The sequence below is a fragment of the Wenzhouxiangella sp. AB-CW3 genome (genome assembly GCF_014725735.1).
Taxonomy (GTDB): domain Bacteria; phylum Pseudomonadota; class Gammaproteobacteria; order Xanthomonadales; family Wenzhouxiangellaceae; genus Wenzhouxiangella.
In genome coordinates this window covers 3189811-3207637 of sequence record NZ_CP061368.1, presented here as the reverse complement: position 1 = coordinate 3207637, position 17827 = coordinate 3189811, and the positions used below count along the sequence as shown (strand labels likewise).

The 17827-nt window shown below is 61.6% G+C and carries 16 protein-coding genes and 1 tRNA gene; all 17 read left to right on the top strand.

The annotated features are described in order from the left end of the window. The first annotated feature begins 3 nt into the window (after positions 1-3). The 17 genes from secG (at position 4) to nuoN (ending at position 15779) form a co-directional block, all read left to right on the top strand. Complete coding sequence (gene secG, locus IC757_RS13850; RefSeq protein WP_190974878.1) at positions 4-414, top strand: preprotein translocase subunit SecG; 411 nt, start codon at positions 4-6, stop codon at positions 412-414. Between the two features lie 27 nt (positions 415-441). Further along, a tRNA-Leu gene (locus IC757_RS13845) sits at positions 442-528 on the top strand. Between the two features lie 66 nt (positions 529-594). Next, positions 595-951 (top strand): NADH-quinone oxidoreductase subunit A, encoded by a 357-nt coding sequence (locus tag IC757_RS13840; RefSeq protein WP_190974877.1) that lies wholly within the window; start codon positions 595-597, stop codon positions 949-951. Then, a complete protein-coding gene (locus IC757_RS13835) occupies positions 942-1490 on the top strand; it encodes a NuoB/complex I 20 kDa subunit family protein (protein ID WP_190974876.1) in 549 nt (182 codons plus the stop codon). The genes IC757_RS13840 and IC757_RS13835 overlap by 10 nt, the downstream gene beginning before the upstream one ends. Further along, positions 1487-2212: an NADH-quinone oxidoreductase subunit C gene (locus IC757_RS13830; RefSeq protein ID WP_190974875.1), complete on the top strand. Its 726-nt coding sequence runs from the start codon at positions 1487-1489 to the stop codon at positions 2210-2212. The genes IC757_RS13835 and IC757_RS13830 overlap by 4 nt, the downstream gene beginning before the upstream one ends. Further along, positions 2209-3462 carry an NADH-quinone oxidoreductase subunit D gene (locus IC757_RS13825; protein ID WP_190974874.1) on the top strand — a complete coding sequence of 418 codons (1254 nt, stop codon included), beginning with the start codon at positions 2209-2211 and terminating at the stop codon, positions 3460-3462. Before IC757_RS13830 ends, IC757_RS13825 begins: the two co-directional genes overlap by 4 nt. Beyond that, positions 3459-3986: an NADH-quinone oxidoreductase subunit NuoE gene (nuoE, locus tag IC757_RS13820; RefSeq protein WP_190974873.1), complete on the top strand. Its 528-nt coding sequence runs from the start codon at positions 3459-3461 to the stop codon at positions 3984-3986. Before IC757_RS13825 ends, nuoE begins: the two co-directional genes overlap by 4 nt. Before the next feature lie 267 nt (positions 3987-4253). Beyond that, entirely contained in the window at positions 4254-5549 is a 1296-nt protein-coding gene (nuoF, locus tag IC757_RS13815; protein WP_190974872.1) for an NADH-quinone oxidoreductase subunit NuoF, read from the top strand. Between the two features lie 184 nt (positions 5550-5733). Then, on the top strand, positions 5734-8082 hold the full coding sequence (gene nuoG, locus IC757_RS13810; protein ID WP_190974871.1) for an NADH-quinone oxidoreductase subunit NuoG: 2349 nt from the start codon (positions 5734-5736) through the stop codon (positions 8080-8082). Next, positions 8082-9098, top strand: coding sequence for an NADH-quinone oxidoreductase subunit NuoH (nuoH, locus tag IC757_RS13805; protein WP_190977046.1), 1017 nt, complete (start codon positions 8082-8084; stop codon positions 9096-9098). The genes nuoG and nuoH overlap by 1 nt, the downstream gene beginning before the upstream one ends. 4 nt (positions 9099-9102) lie before the next feature. Continuing rightward, complete coding sequence (gene nuoI / locus IC757_RS13800) at positions 9103-9591, top strand: NADH-quinone oxidoreductase subunit NuoI (protein WP_190974870.1); 489 nt, start codon at positions 9103-9105, stop codon at positions 9589-9591. Positions 9592-9609: 18 nt separating this feature from the next. After that, positions 9610-10206, top strand: a complete 597-nt coding sequence (locus IC757_RS13795; protein WP_411913459.1) for an NADH-quinone oxidoreductase subunit J — start codon at positions 9610-9612, stop codon at positions 10204-10206. A 1-nt stretch (position 10207) separates the two neighbouring features. After that, a complete protein-coding gene (gene nuoK, locus IC757_RS13790) occupies positions 10208-10513 on the top strand; it encodes an NADH-quinone oxidoreductase subunit NuoK (RefSeq protein ID WP_190974868.1) in 306 nt (101 codons plus the stop codon). A 175-nt stretch (positions 10514-10688) separates the two neighbouring features. Next, positions 10689-12644, top strand: a complete 1956-nt coding sequence (nuoL, locus tag IC757_RS13785) for an NADH-quinone oxidoreductase subunit L (protein ID WP_190977045.1) — start codon at positions 10689-10691, stop codon at positions 12642-12644. Positions 12645-12657: 13 nt separating this feature from the next. Continuing rightward, positions 12658-14169, top strand: coding sequence for an NADH-quinone oxidoreductase subunit M (locus IC757_RS13780; RefSeq protein ID WP_190974867.1), 1512 nt, complete (start codon positions 12658-12660; stop codon positions 14167-14169). A gap of 18 nt (positions 14170-14187) precedes the next feature. Next, positions 14188-14346, top strand: coding sequence for a hypothetical protein (locus tag IC757_RS13775; protein WP_190974866.1), 159 nt, complete (start codon positions 14188-14190; stop codon positions 14344-14346). After that, entirely contained in the window at positions 14343-15779 is a 1437-nt protein-coding gene (gene nuoN / locus IC757_RS13770; protein ID WP_190974865.1) for an NADH-quinone oxidoreductase subunit NuoN, read from the top strand. The genes IC757_RS13775 and nuoN overlap by 4 nt, the downstream gene beginning before the upstream one ends. Positions 15780-17827 lie beyond the last annotated feature (2048 nt).

Sequence of the window (17827 nt, the reverse complement as noted above, 5' to 3'; positions counted from 1 at the left end):
CCAATGTACACGGTTTTAATCGTATTTCACGTTCTGCTGGCCGCGGCGTTGATCGCCATCGTGCTGGTTCAGCGGGGCCCGGGTGCCACCATGGGTGCGGCCTTCGGTGCAGGCGCCTCGGGCACCGTATTCGGTTCGCGCGGCGCTGCCGGCTTTCTGACCAAGCTCACCAGCTGGCTGGGTGTCGGATTCTTTGCCATCAGCCTGTCAATGGCGGTCATGGTGGCTCGCTCCGGCGGAGTGGGCGAAGCGCCCGATGATCTCGGTGTGGCCGCCCAGGTCGCGCCGCTGCCCACGGCCGAGGAAGTCGAGGCAGGTGATGCCGAGGAGTTCCTCGCACTGCCGGGCGACGAAGAGGATGAAGATGAGTCCGTGATGGACGATGAAGTGTTCCCGGAGCCGCCGGAAGAATAAATCCTTCACGGGGGATCTGATACAAATGCCGAAGTGGTGGAATTGGTAGACACGCTGTCTTGAGGGGGCAGTGGCCTTACGGCCGTGCCGGTTCGAGTCCGGCCTTCGGCACCATGTTTTTCAATATAGCGATGCCTCCCTCCACCAGGGGTGTCGCATCCGGACAAGCGGCGTACGACCATGCTGGCAGAGTACTTCCCTATCCTGCTGTTCCTGGCGATTGCAACCGGGATGGGTGTGGCTTTGCTGATTGTTGGCGGTATTCTCGGACCGCGCAACCCCTCCGACGAAAAGCTTTCACCCTACGAATGCGGCTTCGAGGCCTTTGAAGACTCCCGCATGAAGTTCGATGTGCGCTTCTACCTGGTCGCCATCCTCTTCATTATTTTCGATCTGGAAATTGCCTTCCTGTTTCCCTGGGCGGTGGCCCTGGATCATGTCGGCATGACCGGCCTGGTGGCCATGGGCGTGTTTCTGCTCATCCTGGTCATCGGTTTCATTTACGAATGGAAGAAGGGGGCGCTGGAATGGGAGTAGTCAGCAATCTTCTGCATAACCCGTCACCGGACGGGCCGGTCGATGACATCCTGCGCCCGGAGGCCGACAACCCGCTGCTGGAAAAGGGTTTCGTGACCACCAGTGCCGATGCCCTGATCAACTGGGCGCGAACCGGCAGCATGTGGCCGGTGACCTTCGGGCTGGCCTGCTGTGCCGTCGAGATGATGCATTCGGCCGCGTCGCGCTACGATCTCGACCGCTTCGGCATGATCTTTCGCCCCAGCCCCCGGCAGTCCGATGTCATGATCGTGGCCGGCACCCTGTGCAACAAGATGGCGCCGGCACTGCGCAAGGTCTACGACCAGATGCCCGACCCGAAGTGGGTCATCTCCATGGGTTCGTGTGCCAACGGCGGTGGCTACTACCATTATTCCTATGCCGTAACCCGGGGCTGCGACCGCATCGTGCCGGTTGACATCTACGTGCCCGGTTGCCCGCCGACAGCCGAAGCGCTGGTCTACGGCGTGCTCCAGCTCTACAAGAAGATCCGTCGCACCAACACCATCGCGCGCTCATGAGTAGCGTATCGGAGCGCAATCAGCTGCTGGTTCAGCAACTGCGCGACGCGCTCGGGCAACGGATTGTCGCGATCACCGAGCATCGCCGGCAGCTGACCGTCGAGATCAGCCATGAACACTGGTTGGATGCGGCCTACGTGCTGCGCGATGAGCCGGCGCTGGCCTTCGAGCAATTGTCCGATCTTTGCGGTATCGACTATCTCGGCTATGGCGATGACGAGTGGGAAACCGGCGATGCCACTCGTTATGGCTACTCCCGGGCCGCCGACGCCCTTGGCCCCGGTCGCTTTGCCTGGTCGGAACGGCCGGTATCAGGTGATGTGCCCAATCGCTTTGCCGTGATCGTTCACCTGCTCTCGCTGCAACATAATCGTCGGCTGCGCCTGCGCTGCTTCGCCCCCGACGATGAACTGCCGGTATTGCCCTCGCTGGTCGAGGTGTGGAACTCGGTCAACTGGTACGAGCGCGAGGCCTTCGACCTGTTCGGCATTGCCTTCGAGGGCCATCCCGACCTGCGACGCCTGCTGACCGACTACGGCTTTATCGGTCATCCGTTCCGCAAGGACTTTCCGCTGATCGGCAATGTCACCGTTCGCTACGACGAGGACAAGGGCAGGGTGATCTACGAGCCGGTCGAAATCGAGCCGCGCGTGACGGTGGCCCGGGTCGTGCGCCGCGACAGTCGCTATGTCGATCAGGGCATCGATGGGGGTGAGAAGTGAGCGAGATTCGCAACTTCACGATGAACTTCGGCCCGCAGCACCCGGCTGCTCACGGCGTACTGCGCCTGATCCTCGAGATGGACGGGGAGGTGGTCGAGCGCGTCGATCCGCATGTAGGCCTGCTGCACCGCGCGACCGAGAAGCTGGCCGAATCCAAGCCCTACAACCATTCCATCGGCTACATGGACCGGCTCGACTACGTGTCGATGATGTGCAACGAGCACGCCTACGTGCGCGCCATCGAGCAACTGCTCGGTATCGAGCCGCCGGAGCGGGCACAGTACATCCGCACGATGTTCGACGAGGCAACCCGCATCCTCAATCACCTGATGTGGATCGGTTCCAACGCCCTCGACCTCGGTGCCATGGCCGTCTTTCTCTACGCTTTCCGCGAGCGCGAGAACCTGATGGATGCCTACGAGGCCGTGTCGGGCACGCGCATGCACGCCACCTACTATCGCCCCGGCGGGGTCTATCGCGACCTGCCCGACGAGATGCCGAAAGTAGCCGAATCGCCATGGCGCAAGGGGCGGGACCTGGCGCGCATGAACGAATGGCGCGAAGGCTCGCTGCTGGACTTCCTGGAAGCCTTTGCCGATGATTTCTTCGATCGCGTGGACGATTACGAAACGCTGCTGACCGACAACCGAATCTGGAAGCAGCGCACCGTCGGTATCGGCGCCGTCTCGCCCGACCGGGCGGTGCAACTGGGCTTTACCGGTCCCATGCTGCGCGGCTCGGGCGTGGAGTGGGATCTGAGAAAGAAGCAGCCCTATGCCAAATACCGCGAAATGGATTTCGACATTCCGGTCGGCAGCAACGGCGACTGCTATGACCGCTACCTGGTACGCATCGAGGAGATGCGTCAGTCCGCGAGCATGGTCAAGCAGTGCATCGCCTGGCTCAGGGACAACCCGGGTCCGGTGATGATCCGCAATTTCAAGGTCTCGCCGCCCACGCGCGAAGAGATGAAAGACGACATGGAAGCGCTCATTCATCACTTCAAGTTGTTTACCGAAGGCTACTGTGTGCCCGAAGGCGAGACGTACGCCGCGGTGGAAGCCCCCAAGGGCGAGTTCGGCTGCTACCTGGTCTCCGACGGTGCCAACAAGCCGTTTCGCGTGCATCTGCGAGCGCCGGGCTATGCGCACCTGTCGGCCATGCACGAGATGGCCAAAGGCCACATGCTGGCCGACATCGCCGCCCTTATCGCCACCCAGGACATCGTGTTCGGGGAGATTGATCGATGACAATCGAAGCCACCGACAACCCCCTCGAGGGCAAAAGGAACCTTCTCACGGAGGAGACGCGCAAGACCATCGACCACTGGCGGGCCAAGTTTCCCGAAGGCATTGAAGGACGGCGTTCGGCCATCATTCAGTCGCTGGTTGCCGCCCAGGAACAGAATGGCGGCTGGGTCAGTGGCGACCTGATGGACGCCGTAGCCGATTACCTCGAAGTGCCGCCGGTATGGGTCTACGAAGTGGCGACCTTCTACTCCATGATCGAGACCGAGCCGGTGGGGCGCCATTCAATATCGGTGTGCACCAACATATCCTGCATGCTGTGCGGCTCGGACCGCATCGTCGAATACATCGAGAACAAGCTGGATACCCCCATCGGCAAGACCACACCCGACGGCCGCATCTTCCTCAAGCGCGAAGAAGAATGCCTGGCCGCCTGTGTACGGGCCCCGATGATGATCGTCGACGGCCACTACCACGAGAATCTCACGCCCGAGAAGGTCGACGAGATTCTCGACGGGTTGGAATGATGGGGGGCTTCGGTGTGACAGGGTGGTTCGTTTGGCGGAGTGCCATGCCGGAGGCTCTGGAATCGGGACTCGGGACTCGGGACTCGGGACTCGGGGAAAACCCCGGATTTCGAACGAAGGAGTATCCCCACTTCTGCCGGAGCCAGCTCGGCAGCGGCCGACAGCATGCCCACAGTAGCGAGTCCCGAGTCCCGAGTCCCGAGTCCCGGATTCACCCGAAGTCACAAAACACACAGAAGTCCGCTCCCGTTGTCGGAGGCACCGCTCATGGCTGACCCCCACGTCTGCTTCACGCATCTGGACGAGGAGAACTGCTGGTCGCTGGAGGCGTACCGCAAGCATGGCGGTTGGCAGGCCTGGGAGAAGATTCTGCGTGAGAAGACGCCGCAGGAAGAGATCATCGAGACGATCAAGAACTCGGCCCTGCGCGGTCGTGGTGGCGCCGGTTTCCCGGCGGGTCTGAAGTGGTCGTTCATGCCGCGTTCGGCGCCGGGGCAGAAGTATCTGCTGTGCAATTCCGACGAGTCGGAACCGGGGACCTGCCATGATCGCGACATTTTGCGCTACAACCCGCATGCCCTGCTCGAGGGCATGGCCATCGCCTCCTATGCCATGGGGGTGACGCAGGCCTACAACTATCTACGTGGCGAGTTCCACCACGAGCCCTTTGAGCGTGTCGAGGCAGCCCTGAACGAGGCCCGCGAAGCGGGCTACCTGGGGCGCGATGTCATGGGTTCGGGTATCGATATCGAGATACACAATGTGCTGGGCGCAGGGGCCTACATCTGTGGCGAGGAAACGGCACTGATGGAGTCTCTGGAAGGCAAGAAGGGCTGGCCGCGCTTCAAGCCGCCTTTCCCGGCCAATTTCGGTGCCTGGGGCAGGCCGACGACCATCAACAACACCGAGACCCTGGCTTCGGTGCCGGCCATCATGCGTAATGGGCCGGCCTGGTTTCTGGAGCTGGGGCGGCCCAACAATGGCGGGTCGAAGATCTTTTCGGTGTCCGGGCATGTCAACCAGCCGGGCAACTACGAGATTCCCCTGGGTACTCCTTTTTCCGAGCTGCTGGAAAAGGCCGGCGGCGTGCGGGATGGCAACCGGCTCAAGGGTGTAATCCCGGGCGGTTCGTCCATGCCGGTGCTGCCGGGCGATGTCATGATGGATCTGACCATGGATTACAACTCCATCCAGAAGGCCGGCTCCGGACTGGGCTCCGGCGCGGTCATCGTCATGGATGAGCGGACCTGCATGGTGGCGGCATGCACCCGCGTGGCACGCTTTTACTATGCCGAGTCCTGCGGTCAGTGCACGCCATGCCGCGAGGGCACGGGCTGGATGTATCGAGTACTCCGGCGCATTCTGGCCGGACAGGGACGGCCAGAAGATATCGACCTGCTGCTCTCGGCGGCCGGCCAGATCGAGGGCCACACCATCTGCGCCTTCGGCGAAGCCGCCGCCTGGCCGGTTCAGGGCTTCATCCGCCACTTCCGCGAAGAATTCGAGCACTTCATCGAACACGGCCGCTCTTCGGTCACCGAAAAGTTCGGTGAGGCGGCATAGGGATTTTGGAACCGCAGATGAACGCAGATGAACACAGATTGGTTGCAGCATGGATTGCCTTGCCGGAATCCATGCATGACCGCTTCACTGTGGGATTTGGCAAAGGTTGCACTTATGGTCAATTGATCCGCGTTCATCCGCGTTCATCTGCGGTTTCAATGGTCTCAAGGATTGTGTAATCACGATGGCTACCGTCGAGGAAAAGAAGACCGACACCGTCACCATTGAGGTTGATGGCCGCGAGCTCTCCGCGCGCAAGGGCGAGATGATCATCCAGGTTACCGACCGGGCCGGTATCGATATTCCCCGTTTCTGCTACCACGAGAAGCTGTCGGTCGCGGCCAGTTGTCGCATGTGCCTGGTCGATGTCGAGAAGATTCCCAAGCCATTGCCGGCCTGTGCCACGCCGGTGCACGACGGCATGAAGGTCTTTACCCGATCACGCCGTGCGATCGACGCTCAGCGTGGGGTGATGGAGTTTCTGCTGATCAACCATCCGCTCGACTGCCCGATTTGCGATCAGGGCGGCGAATGCGAACTGCAGGATCTGGCCATGGGCTATGGTCGGTCGGTCTCGCGTTTTACCGAACGCAAGCGCGTGGTCAGGGACAAGAACCTGGGGCCCCTGGTCGCCACCGACATGACTCGCTGCATTCACTGCACGCGCTGCACCCGATTCTTGTCCGAGATTGCGGGCACGGCAGAGCTGGGCAGCATGAATCGCGGCGAACACCACGAAATCAGCACGTTCATCGAACGCAATATCGAATCCGAACTGTCGGGCAACATCATCGATTTGTGCCCGGTCGGCGCGCTGACCAACAAACCGTTCCGCCACACCGCCCGGCCGTGGGAGATGCGCGCCCGTCCCCATGTCGGCAGTCACGACTGTTTGGGCTCCCATCTCTACTACCACGTTCGTGCCGGGCGCATCATGCGCGCCGTGCCTCGATCCAACGAAGCAATCAACGAGTGCTGGCTGGCCGACCGGGATCGCTACGGCCATTGCGGCCTGGCCAGTGCCGACCGGCTCACGGCCCCGCGCATTCGGGTTGATGGCCAGTGGCAGGAAACCGACTGGGACACGGCACTGGAAGCGGCCGCCAACAGCCTGCAGCAGGCTGGCAAGGAGCTGGGCGTGCTGATGTCACCGCGCGCCACGACCGAGGAGCACCTGCTGGCCGCCCGTCTGACCCGTGGGCTGGGCAGCGAGAATATCGACCACCGCCTGCGCGTCAATGATTTCTCACACCCGCTTGCCGGGCTGTCCAGACTGGACCGCCCGACAAGAGACCTGTCCGAGGCCGATGCCATCTTCCTGGTCGGCAGCAATATTCGCCAGGATCAACCCATTCTGGGTCACCGGGTACGCACGGCCTGGCGCAAGCGCGATGCAAAAATCGTGGATCTCAACCCGGTCGCCTACGATTTCCATTTTAATCTGGCCGAGCGCCTGATCGTCGCGCCGCAGGCCATGGTCGACACGCTGGGCCGGGTGGCCAAGGCAGCCGTGGAGAAAAGCGGACATTCCCTGCCCGACGGTACGCTGGGCAACTTTATTGCCGCACGCGAACCCGACAGTCGCGATCATCGCGTCGCCGAGTTGCTCAACGAGGCTGACAACGGCATCGTGCTGCTCGGCGACGGGGCACTCAACCATGCCCGCAGCGGCTGGCTGCGCGGGCTGGCCGAATGGCTGGCCGAGGCGCTTGGCGTCGGCTTGATGATCCTGCCCGGGCCGGCCAACAGTGCCGGGGCAGCCGTGGCCGGTGCACTGCCGGGCCAAGAAGGCCTGGATGCCCGCGCCATGCTCCGCGAACCCCGGCGCGCCTACCTGCTGTGGGATCTCGAGCCCGGCTTTGACCTGGCCGATCCGCACCTGGCCGACTCGGCGCTGCAACAGGCCGAGTCGGTGATCGCCGTGACTGCTTTTGTCAGTGAAGAAATGGAGCGACTGGCCAGCGTGATGCTGCCGTTGGCGCCAGTCCCCGAGACCGCCGGCACCTGGATCAACGCCGACGGTCACCGGGAATGGCTTGACGCTGTCGGCAAGCCGCCCGGGCAGGCGCGCGAAGGTTGGAAGATCCTGCGACGGCTCGGCGAAATGGCTTCGGTCGACGGATTCGACTTCGCGACCCTGAATGAAGTCAGCGATCTGATCGGCGAGCATCAGCCGGTCGTCTCCGGCAGTCCGGAGCTTGAGGAAGCGGCGGTTACGGATGCCGAGACCTTGTGGCGCATCGGCGACGTGCCGATCTACGCGGGCGATACCTTGCTGCGCCGGGCCCCGGCACTGCAACAGACCACCCACGCCGGCCCGACCCGGGCACACGTGCACTCGGCCACCGCCAAGCGACTCGGCCTGGAAGAAGCCGAACGCGTGCGCGTCACCCAGGGCGAGGCCTCGGTGGAGGTGCCGCTGGTGATCGACGATCGCATCGCCCCGGGCGGGGTGTGGCTGCCGGCGGCAAGCTGCGTGACCCACGAACTGGGTGCGGCCAGCGGCGAGATTCGCCTGGAGGCCTGCCCATGATGGAGCAGCTTGGCGTGCTGGCCTGGACCTGGGCCAAGATCATGATGATCGTGTTTCCGATCACGATTGCCGTGGCGTATTTCACCTACTTCGAGCGCAAGGTGCTCGGCTACATGCATTCACGTCGCGGCCCCAACCGGGTCGGGCCGCTGGGCTTGCTGCAGCCGTTTGCCGACGTGTTCAAGATGCTGTTCAAGGAAATCATCATTCCGACCAATGCCAACCGGTTCCTGTTCCTGCTGGCACCGGTGCTGGCGCTGGCACCGGCGCTGACGGCCTGGGCGGTGATTCCCTTCGACCACTGGCTGGTGCTGGCCGACATCGACGCCGGGCTGCTGTTCGTGCTGGCGCTGACATCCATGGGGGTTTACGGCATTCTTATCGGCGGCTGGGCATCGAATTCCAAGTACGCCCTGCTCGGCGGCCTGCGCGCGGCCGCACAGACGGTCAGCTACGAAATCGCCATGGGCTTCGCCCTGGTCGGCGTGGTCGTGCTGGCCGGCACGCTCAATCTGTCCGCCATAGTCCAGGCTCAGTCGGGGGGCATCTGGACCTGGTTCTGGCTGCCACTGCTGCCGCTGTTCGTGATCTATTTCATCTCCGGGGTAGCCGAGACCAATCGCGCACCTTTTGATGTCGCCGAGGGTGAATCGGAAATCGTCGCCGGTTTCCATACCGAGTACTCGGGTTCGGCCTTCGCGGTATTTTTCCTGGCCGAATACGCCAACATGATCCTGATCTCGGCACTGGCCGCGCTGCTGTTTCTGGGCGGCTGGCTCAGTCCGTTCCAGGGTATTCCGGTCATCGGCGATACCTTCCTGGGTGCCGGCGGCATCCACTGGTTCCTGCTCAAGACCGCCGTGTTCTGTTTCCTTTACCTGTGGTTCCGCGCCACTTTCCCGCGCTATCGCTACGACCAGATCATGCGCCTGGGGTGGAAGGTGTTCATCCCCATCACCATTGTCTGGATCATGGTGGCCGGCGTGTTCCGGGTACTGGGCTGGTACGGGAGCTGATGCCATGAATACGATTGTTCGCTATCTCAGGTCGCTGATGCTGCTGGAACTACTGCGCGGCATGGCCGTGACCTGGCGGTTCGGTCGTGCGTCGAAGCCGACGCTCAACTACCCGGAAGAGAAGACGCCGAAGTCACCGCGCTTTCGGGGTCTGCATGCGCTCCGGCGCTACCCCAATGGCGAAGAGCGTTGTATTGCCTGCAAGCTGTGCGAAGCCGTGTGCCCGGCCCTGGCCATCACCATCGATTCGCACCAGCGCGAGGATGGCACGCGCCGCACCACGCGTTATGACATCGACCTGTTCAAGTGCATCTACTGCGGGTTTTGCGAGGAATCCTGCCCGGTCGATTCAATTGTGCTGACCGACATCAGTGAGTACCACATGGAAAGCAGGGACGAAAAAGTGGTCGACAAGCAACAACTGCTTGCCATTGGCGACCGTTATGAACAATCCATCGCCGCCAATCGCGAGCGTGATGCCAGATATCGCTGAGGCCTGAATCCTATGCCCGTGATCGAGATCGTCTTCTACCTGTTCAGCCTGGTGCTGGTGGCATCGGCACTGAGCGTGGTAACCGTGGGTAATCCGGTCTACGCCGTGCTGTTTCTCGTGTTGGCCTTCTTCTCCGCAGCCTGCCTGTGGATGTTGCTGCACGCCGAGTTCCTGGCCATTGTCCTGGTGCTGGTTTACGTGGGCACGGTCATGGTGCTGTTTCTATTCGTGGTCATGATGCTCGACGTCAACATCAGCCCGAGCAGCGAGGGCTTTACCCGCTATCTGCCGGCGGGTGTATTGGTCGCACTGGCCATGGCGATCCAGATGTTTCTTGTTATCTGGACGCGGGGCATGGAGTCGGTGCCGCTGCCCGAGCATGAAGGCGACGACTACAGTCATACCCGCGCTATCGGCGAGCTGTTGTATACCGACTACCTCTATGCCTTCGAGATTGCGGCCGTGCTGTTGCTGGTGGCCATTATTGCCGCCATCTCCCTGACCCACCGCAAGCGCCCGGAAGCCCGGCAGCAGGATCCCGGGCGTCAGGTCCAGGTCCGTCGTGAAGACCGGGTACGCCTGGTCAAGATGAAGTCCGAAGGGGAGGGCGGCTGACATGCTCACACTGGCTCATTTTCTCACCCTGGGCGCGGTGCTGTTCGCCATCAGCGTGGCCGGCATCTTCATCAACCGCAAGAACGTGCTCATCTTGCTGATGTGCATCGAGCTTATGTTGCTGGCGGTCAATATCAATTTTGTTGCCTTCTCGCGTTTTCTCGACGTGCTGGACGGCCAGGTGTTCGTGTTCTTCATCCTGACCGTCGCGGCTGCCGAAGCGGCCATCGGCCTGGCCATACTGGTGGTGCTGTTCAGAAGCCGCCGCTCCATCAACGTCGAAGACATCGCCGACTTGAAAGGTTGATTTGTAACCGCGGATGAACGCAGATGAACGCAGATAGACAAACAAAAAACCGGGTGTTTGTGGAAAGTTCCTGCCAAGAGAATTCTGGTCGCGGGGATCGGTCTTTTTTCCGTTCTATCTGCGTTGATCTGCGTTCATCCGCGGTTCAAAACAAAAGGCCTGAAACCCCGTGAATATCAAGACCGTCATTTTGCTGATTCCGATGCTGCCGTTGATCGGTTGTCTGATCGCGGGGCTGTTCCGGCATCAGGTGGGTCGGGCCGGGGCGCACTGGGTCACGATCGGGGCGGTGGCCGGGTCTTTCCTGTTGTCCGCTTACGTGGCATGGGAAGTCTTCTTCAACGGCCTGCCGGTGCTCGACTACAGCGTCTACACCTGGGCCGTGACCGACGGCATCCGCTTCGAGATCGGCTTTCTGATCGACAGTCTCACTGCCTTGATGATGGTGGTGGTCACCTTCGTCTCGCTGATGGTGCATGTCTACACCATCGGCTACATGGCCGAAGACGACAGCTACCAGCGCTTTTTCGCCTACCTCAACCTGTTCACCTTCGCCATGCTGATGCTGGTCATGGCCAACAACTTCCTGCAGCTGTTCTTCGGCTGGGAGGCCGTCGGCCTGGTCTCCTACCTGCTGATCGGCTTCTGGTTCAGGAAGGATTCGGCGACGAAAGCCAACCTCAAGGCCTTCCTGGTCAACCGCATCGGCGATTTCGGTTTTCTGTTGGGCATTGCCGCGGTATTGATGTATTTCGGGTCGCTGCACTATGCCGAGGTCTTCGGCCAGGTCGGCACGGTCGAAGGCACGACCATTTCCATCTTCGGTGCGACCGAATGGTCGCTGATGACCTTTATCTGCATCTGCCTGTTCATCGGCGCGATGGGCAAGTCGGCGCAGGTGCCGCTGCATGTGTGGCTGCCCGATTCCATGGAAGGCCCCACGCCGATCTCGGCACTGATCCATGCCGCCACCATGGTGACTGCCGGCATCTTCATGGTCGCGCGCCTCTCGCCGATCTTTGAGTCCTCGGAAGTGGCGCTGAGCTTTATCCTGATCATCGGCGCGGTCACGGCGCTGTTCATGGGCCTGATCGGCATCGTCCAGCACGACATCAAGCGCGTGGTGGCCTACTCCACGCTCTCGCAGCTCGGCTACATGACCGTGGCGCTGGGCGCATCGGCCTACACCGCCGCCATCTTCCACCTGATGACCCATGCCTTCTTCAAGGCGCTGCTGTTTCTGGCCGCCGGGTCGGTCATCATCGCCCTGCACCACAAGCAGGACATGCGCGAGATGGGTGGGCTGTCAAAGTATCTGCCGGTCACTGCAGCCACCGCCTGGATCGGTTCACTGGCACTGATCGGCTTTCCGTTCTTCTCCGGCTTCTATTCCAAGGATCTGATCATCGAGGCGGTCAAGCTCGCCGAACGTCCCGGCGTCGCATTCGCCACCTTCGCCGTCTACGCCGGCGTGGTCGTCACCGCACTCTACAGCTTCCGCATGCTCTACCTGGCCTTCCACGGCCCGACGCGCATGGACGAGGAAACGAAATCCCATGCCCACGAATCGCCGCTGGTCGTGACCATCCCGTTGATCCTGCTGGCCATTCCCTCGGTGCTGATCGGCTACTTTACCGTCGAGCCGCTGCTGTTCGGCGGTGCCCTGTCCGATGCCATTACCGTGCGCGCCGCCAACGACGTGGTGCTGGCCCTGGCCGACAAGTTCGACGGGCCGTTTGCCTTTGCCCTGCATGGCTTCATCACCCCGGTGTTCTGGCTGGCCATGCTGGGTGTGGCCATCGCCACATATGTTTACTTGTTCAACCCGTCACTGGCCGAGCGCATTCGCGCCCGCGTCATGCCCCTGTGGACCGTGCTCGATCGCAAGTACTGGTTCGACGAGCTGTATCAGAAGGTGCTCACGGGTGCCGGGCTCAAGGTAGCCGACGGCCTGTCGCGCGGCGGCGACCGTACGGTCATCGACGGCTGGCTGGTCAATGGTTCGGCGCGCCTGGTCGGACGCATGGCGGGCGCACTGCGCCAGCTTCAGTCGGGTTTCCTCTACCACTACGCTTTCGTCATGGTCGTCGCCCTGGTGGCGCTCGTGGCGTCGTTCGTGCTCCTGAGATAGAAGGATCGGAAGAATGCTCGACTGGCCATTGCTCAGCCTGCTGATCTGGATTCCGATCGTCGCGGCCTTCGGCGTTGCCGCTCTGGGCGTGCGCGCACCCAAACTGGTGCGGCCGGTGGCACTGATCGTCGCCCTGGTCAGCTTCGTGCTGTCACTGGTGCTCTACGCCGGCTTCGATGTCACCACATCGGCCATGCAGTTCCAGGAAAAGACCGTCTGGATCGGGGCTTTCGACGTCAATTATCATCTGGGTGTCGATGGTCTTTCACTGCCGCTGATTCTGCTGACCACGCTGATCGGGGTGCTGATCATCGTTGCCGGGTGGCAAATAAAGAATCAGCCGCACCTCTACATGGCCGCTTTCCTGCTGCTGCAGGGGCTGATGGTGGGCGTATTCTCCGCGCTCGACGCGTTGCTGTTCTACGTCTTCTTCGAAGCCATGCTGGTGCCGATGTTCCTGATCATCGGTATCTGGGGCGGGCCCAACCGCATCTACGCCACCATCAAGTTCTTCCTGTTCACCTTCTTCGGTTCGGTGTTCATGCTGATCGCGCTGATCTGGCTGTACCTGCAGTCGGGCAGCTTCGCCATTCTCGATCTTCATGACTTCCCGATTGCCCTGGCCGCCCAGATCTGGATCTTCCTGGCCTTCCTGATCGCGTTTGCTGTCAAGGTGCCGATGTGGCCGGTGCATACGTGGTTGCCCGACGCCCATGTCGAGGCGCCCACCGGCGGTTCCGTGGTGCTGGCCGCGGTCATGCTCAAGATCGGCGGTTACGGGCTGGTGCGGTTTTCGTTGCCGATTACCCCCGATGCCGCCGCCGCGCTGGACTGGCTGGTCATCGGTCTGTCGCTGGTGGCCATTGCCTATATCGGTTTTGTCGCCCTGGCGCAAAGCGATATGAAAAAGCTGATCGCCTACAGCTCGATTTCGCACATGGGTTTTGTCACGCTGGGGCTGTTTCTGGCCTTTGCCATTGCCCGCAATACCGGCGAGACCACCGGCGCCGGGCTGGGCATCACCGGGGCGATGGTGCAGATGATCTCGCACGGCTTTATTTCCGGCGCCATGTTCCTGGCCGTGGGCGTGCTCTACGATCGCATGCACAGCCGCGATATCAATGCCTACGGCGGCGTGGCCAACACCATGCCCTGGTTCGCCATGTTCGCCGTGCTGTTCTTTATGGCCAACTCCGGCCTGCCGGGCACCTCGGGCTTCGTCGGCGAATTCATGGTCATCCTGGCCGCCTTCCATGCCAACTTCTGGTTCGCCTTCGTCGCCGGCACCACCCTGATCCTGGGCGCGGCCTACAGCCTGTGGCTGGTCAAGCGGGTGTTCTACGGCGAGGTGGCCAACCAGGGCGTGGCCAAGCTCAAAGACCTGGGCCGGCGCGAATGGCTGGTCCTGACCGTACTCGCCGTGCTGGTCATCGGCGTGGGCGTATGGCCGTATCCGCTCATCGAAATGATGGAAGCGTCCGTCCAGAACCTGGTCGAGCACATCATGCAGTCGAAGCTTAATTGATGAATTATTGAACCGCAGATGAACGCAGATGAACACAGATTGGAAGGGCGGGCAGCCTTGCGGATGAAGCAAGTGAGGCATTCTTTTGCCGATGTCGAACTTGTTGTTCCTGTTGATCTGCGTTTATCCGCGTTCATCTGCGGTTCCAATCAAATGTTTGAAGTGAAGCCGACATGACGATTGCCGAATTACAACTGGCGTTGCCCGAGATCTTTGTGCTGACGATGGCCTGTGTCATTCTGCTGGCCGATCTGTTTATTGCCGAAGAGCGGCGCGGGCTGACGCATACGCTGGCGGTGGGCACGCTGATCTTTGCCGCCATTCTGACCGGGCGTTTGATGATGGAGCCTGGCGAGGTCGCGCATGCCTTTGCCGATACCTTCGTACGCGATCGATTCGGCGACGTGCTCAAGGTTTTCAGCTACATTATACTCGCGGGCGTCTATGTTTACGCCAAGCACTATCTCAGGATGTTCAGTCTGTTCAAGGGCGAGTTCTACACGCTCACCCTGTTTGCCCTGATTGGCGTGATGGTGATGATCTCGGCCTCGAGCATGCTCACGCTTTACCTGGGCCTGGAGTTGCTGGCGCTGTCGACCTATGCCCTGATTGCCCTCAATCGCGATTCACTGCCCGGCTCCGAGGCGGCAATGAAGTACTTCATCCTCGGCTCGCTGGCCTCGGGCATGCTGCTCTATGGCATGAGTCTGATCTTCGGTGCCACCGGCTCTTTGCAGCTTGGCGAGATCAGTTCGGCGCTTGGTGCGGGAGTGGGCGATGACATGCTGCTGACTTTCGGCCTGGTGTTCGTGGTCATCGGCATCGCCTTCAAGCTCGGCGCCGTGCCGTTTCACATGTGGGTGCCCGATGTCTACCACGGCGCACCGCTGGCCATCACCCTGTTCATCGCCTCGGTACCCAAGCTGGCCGGCCTGGCCCTGGCCATCCGCCTGCTCGACAATGGCCTGAGCGGCCTGCATGACGACTGGCAGGCCATGCTGGTGGTGCTGGCCGCGCTGTCACTGATCATCGGCAATGTCGCGGCCATCGCCCAGACCAACATCAAGCGCATGCTGGCCTATTCGACCATCGCGCACATGGGCTTCATGTTGTTGGGCATCCTGGCGGGCACGCCCGAGGGCTATGCGGCGGCCATGTTCTATGCCATCGTCTACGCCATCATGTCCGCCGGCGCCTTCGCCGTCATCATCCTGCTGTCGAACAACGGCATCGAGGCTGACCAGCTCGATGACTTCAAGGGCCTGGCCCGGCGTAACCCTTGGCATGCCTTCCTGATGATGATGATCCTGTTTTCGCTGGCCGGCATCCCGGTTTTCGCCGGCTTCTTCGCCAAGTGGCAAGTCATCGCCGCCGCCCTGTCCGCCGGCTTCACCGCCCTGGCCGTCCTGGCCGTAATCACCGCGGTCATCGGCGCCTTCTACTACCTGCGCGTCGTCAAACTAATGTACTTCGACGAACCCGAAACCCCCGACCGCGTCCCCGCCCCCGTGGACTTCCGCGCCGTCCTAACCATCAACGGCACCGCCGTCCTCGGCCTTGGAATCTTCTCCGGCGGCCTCATCAGCCTATGCATCAGCGCCTTCGTCTAGACATTCCCACCCCGTCGTTCCGGCCGTAGCGCCGGGACCTCGCACGCTGGCCATCTGCACGGTAATCTTCGTTCAACACCATGCCAACCCCACGGTGCGAGGTCCCGGATATCGCCTGAGGCGATTCCGGGACGACCATTAAATCTCTCCGCTCGCCTCACATCACACCCAACATCTTCCCACCCCGTCATCCCGGCCCTAGCGCCGGGACCTCGCACGCTGGCCATCTGCACGGTAATCTTCGTTCAACACCATGCCAACCCCACCGTGCGAGGTCCCGGATATCGCCTGAGGCGATTCCGGGACGACAACTAAACTTCTCCGCTCGCCTCGCATCACACCCAACATCTTCCCACCCCGTCGTTCCGGCCGTAGCGCCGGGACCTCGCACGCTGGCCATCTGCACGGTAATCTTCGTTCAACACCATGCCAACCCCACCGTGCGAGGTCCCGGATATCGCCTGAGGCGATTCCGGGACGACAACTAAACTTCTCCGCTCGCCTCACATCACACCCAACATCTTCCCACCCCGTCGTTCCGGTCGTAGCGCCGGGACCTCGCACGCTGGCCATCTGCACGGTAATCTTCGTTCAACACCATGCCAACCCCACGGTGCGAGGTCCCGGATATCGCCTGAGGCGATTCCGGGACGACAACTAAACTTCTCCGCTCGCCTCGCATCACACCCAACATCTTCCCACCCCGTCGTTCCGGCCGTAGCGCCGGGACCTCGCACGCTGGCCATCTGCACGGTAATCTTCGTTCAACACCATGCCAACCCCACCGTGCGAGGTCCCGGATATCGCCTGAGGCGATTCCGGGACGACAACTAAACTTCTCCGCTCGCCTCGCATCACACCCAACATCTTCCCACCCCGTCGTTCCGGCCGTAGCGCCGGGACCTCGCACGCTGGCCATCTGCACGGCAATCCTCGTTCAACACCATGCCAACCCCACCGTGCGAGGTCCCGGATATCGCCTGAGGCGATTCCGGGACGACCATTAAATCTCTCCGCTCGCCTCACATCACACCCAACATCTTCCCACCCCGTCATCCCGGCCCTAGCGCCGGGACCTCGCACGCTGGCCATCTGCACGGTAATCTTCGTTCAACACCATGCCAACCCCACCGTGCGAGGTCCCGGATATCGCCTGAGGCGATTCCGGGACGACAACTAAACTTCTCCGCTCGCCTCGCATCACACCCAACATCTTCCCACCCCGTCGTTCCGGCCGTAGCGCCGGGACCTCGCACGCTGGCCATCTGCACGGTAATCTTCGTTCAACACCATGCCAACCCCACCGTGCGAGGTCCCGGATATCGCCTGAGGCGATTCCGGGACGACAACTAAACTTCTCCGCTCGCCTCGCATCACACCCAACATCTTCCCACCCCGTCGTTCCGGCCGTAGCGCCGGGACCTCGCACGCTGGCCATCTGCACGGTAATCTTCGTTCAACACCATGCCAACCCCACCGTGCGAGGTCCCGGATATCGCCTGAGGCGATTCCGGGACGACAACTAAACTTCTCCGCTCGCCTCGCATCACACCCAACATCTTCCCACCCCGTCGTTCCGGCCGTAGCGCCGGGACCTCGCACGCTGGCCATCTGCACGGTAATCTTCGTTCAACACCATGCCAACCCCACCGTGCGAGGTCCCGGATATCGCCTGAGGCGATTCCGGGACGACAACTAAACTTCTCCGCTCGCCTCGCATCACACCCAACATCTTCCCACCCCGTCGTTCCGGCCGTAGCGCCGGGACCTCGCACGCTGGCCATCTGCACGGCAATCCTCGTTCAACACCATGCCAACCTCACAGTGCGAGGCCCCGGATATCGCCCAAGGCGATTCCGGGACGACAATCAAAACCTCCCAGCCCGCAACACCTAACACCTAACACCTAACACCCAACCCCCCCAAAGCCACCCAAACCTCCCGCAACAGAAAACCCACCCGCAAGCCCCACTTCACACTTCACACTTCACACTTCACACTTCACACTTCACACTTCACACTTCACACTTCACACCTCACACCTCACA

Coding starts and splice junctions, on each gene's coding strand:
- secG (WP_190974878.1), top strand. CDS start 4: ATGTACACGGTTTTAATCGTATTTCACGTTCTGCTGGCCGCGGCGTTG.
- IC757_RS13840 (WP_190974877.1), top strand. CDS start 595: ATGCTGGCAGAGTACTTCCCTATCCTGCTGTTCCTGGCGATTGCAACC.
- IC757_RS13835 (WP_190974876.1), top strand. CDS start 942: ATGGGAGTAGTCAGCAATCTTCTGCATAACCCGTCACCGGACGGGCCG.
- IC757_RS13830 (WP_190974875.1), top strand. CDS start 1,487: ATGAGTAGCGTATCGGAGCGCAATCAGCTGCTGGTTCAGCAACTGCGC.
- nuoE (WP_190974873.1), top strand. CDS start 3,459: ATGACAATCGAAGCCACCGACAACCCCCTCGAGGGCAAAAGGAACCTT.
- nuoF (WP_190974872.1), top strand. CDS start 4,254: ATGGCTGACCCCCACGTCTGCTTCACGCATCTGGACGAGGAGAACTGC.
- nuoG (WP_190974871.1), top strand. CDS start 5,734: ATGGCTACCGTCGAGGAAAAGAAGACCGACACCGTCACCATTGAGGTT.
- nuoH (WP_190977046.1), top strand. CDS start 8,082: ATGGAGCAGCTTGGCGTGCTGGCCTGGACCTGGGCCAAGATCATGATG.
- nuoI (WP_190974870.1), top strand. CDS start 9,103: ATGAATACGATTGTTCGCTATCTCAGGTCGCTGATGCTGCTGGAACTA.
- nuoK (WP_190974868.1), top strand. CDS start 10,208: ATGCTCACACTGGCTCATTTTCTCACCCTGGGCGCGGTGCTGTTCGCC.
- IC757_RS13780 (WP_190974867.1), top strand. CDS start 12,658: ATGCTCGACTGGCCATTGCTCAGCCTGCTGATCTGGATTCCGATCGTC.
- IC757_RS13775 (WP_190974866.1), top strand. CDS start 14,188: ATGAACGCAGATGAACACAGATTGGAAGGGCGGGCAGCCTTGCGGATG.
- nuoN (WP_190974865.1), top strand. CDS start 14,343: ATGACGATTGCCGAATTACAACTGGCGTTGCCCGAGATCTTTGTGCTG.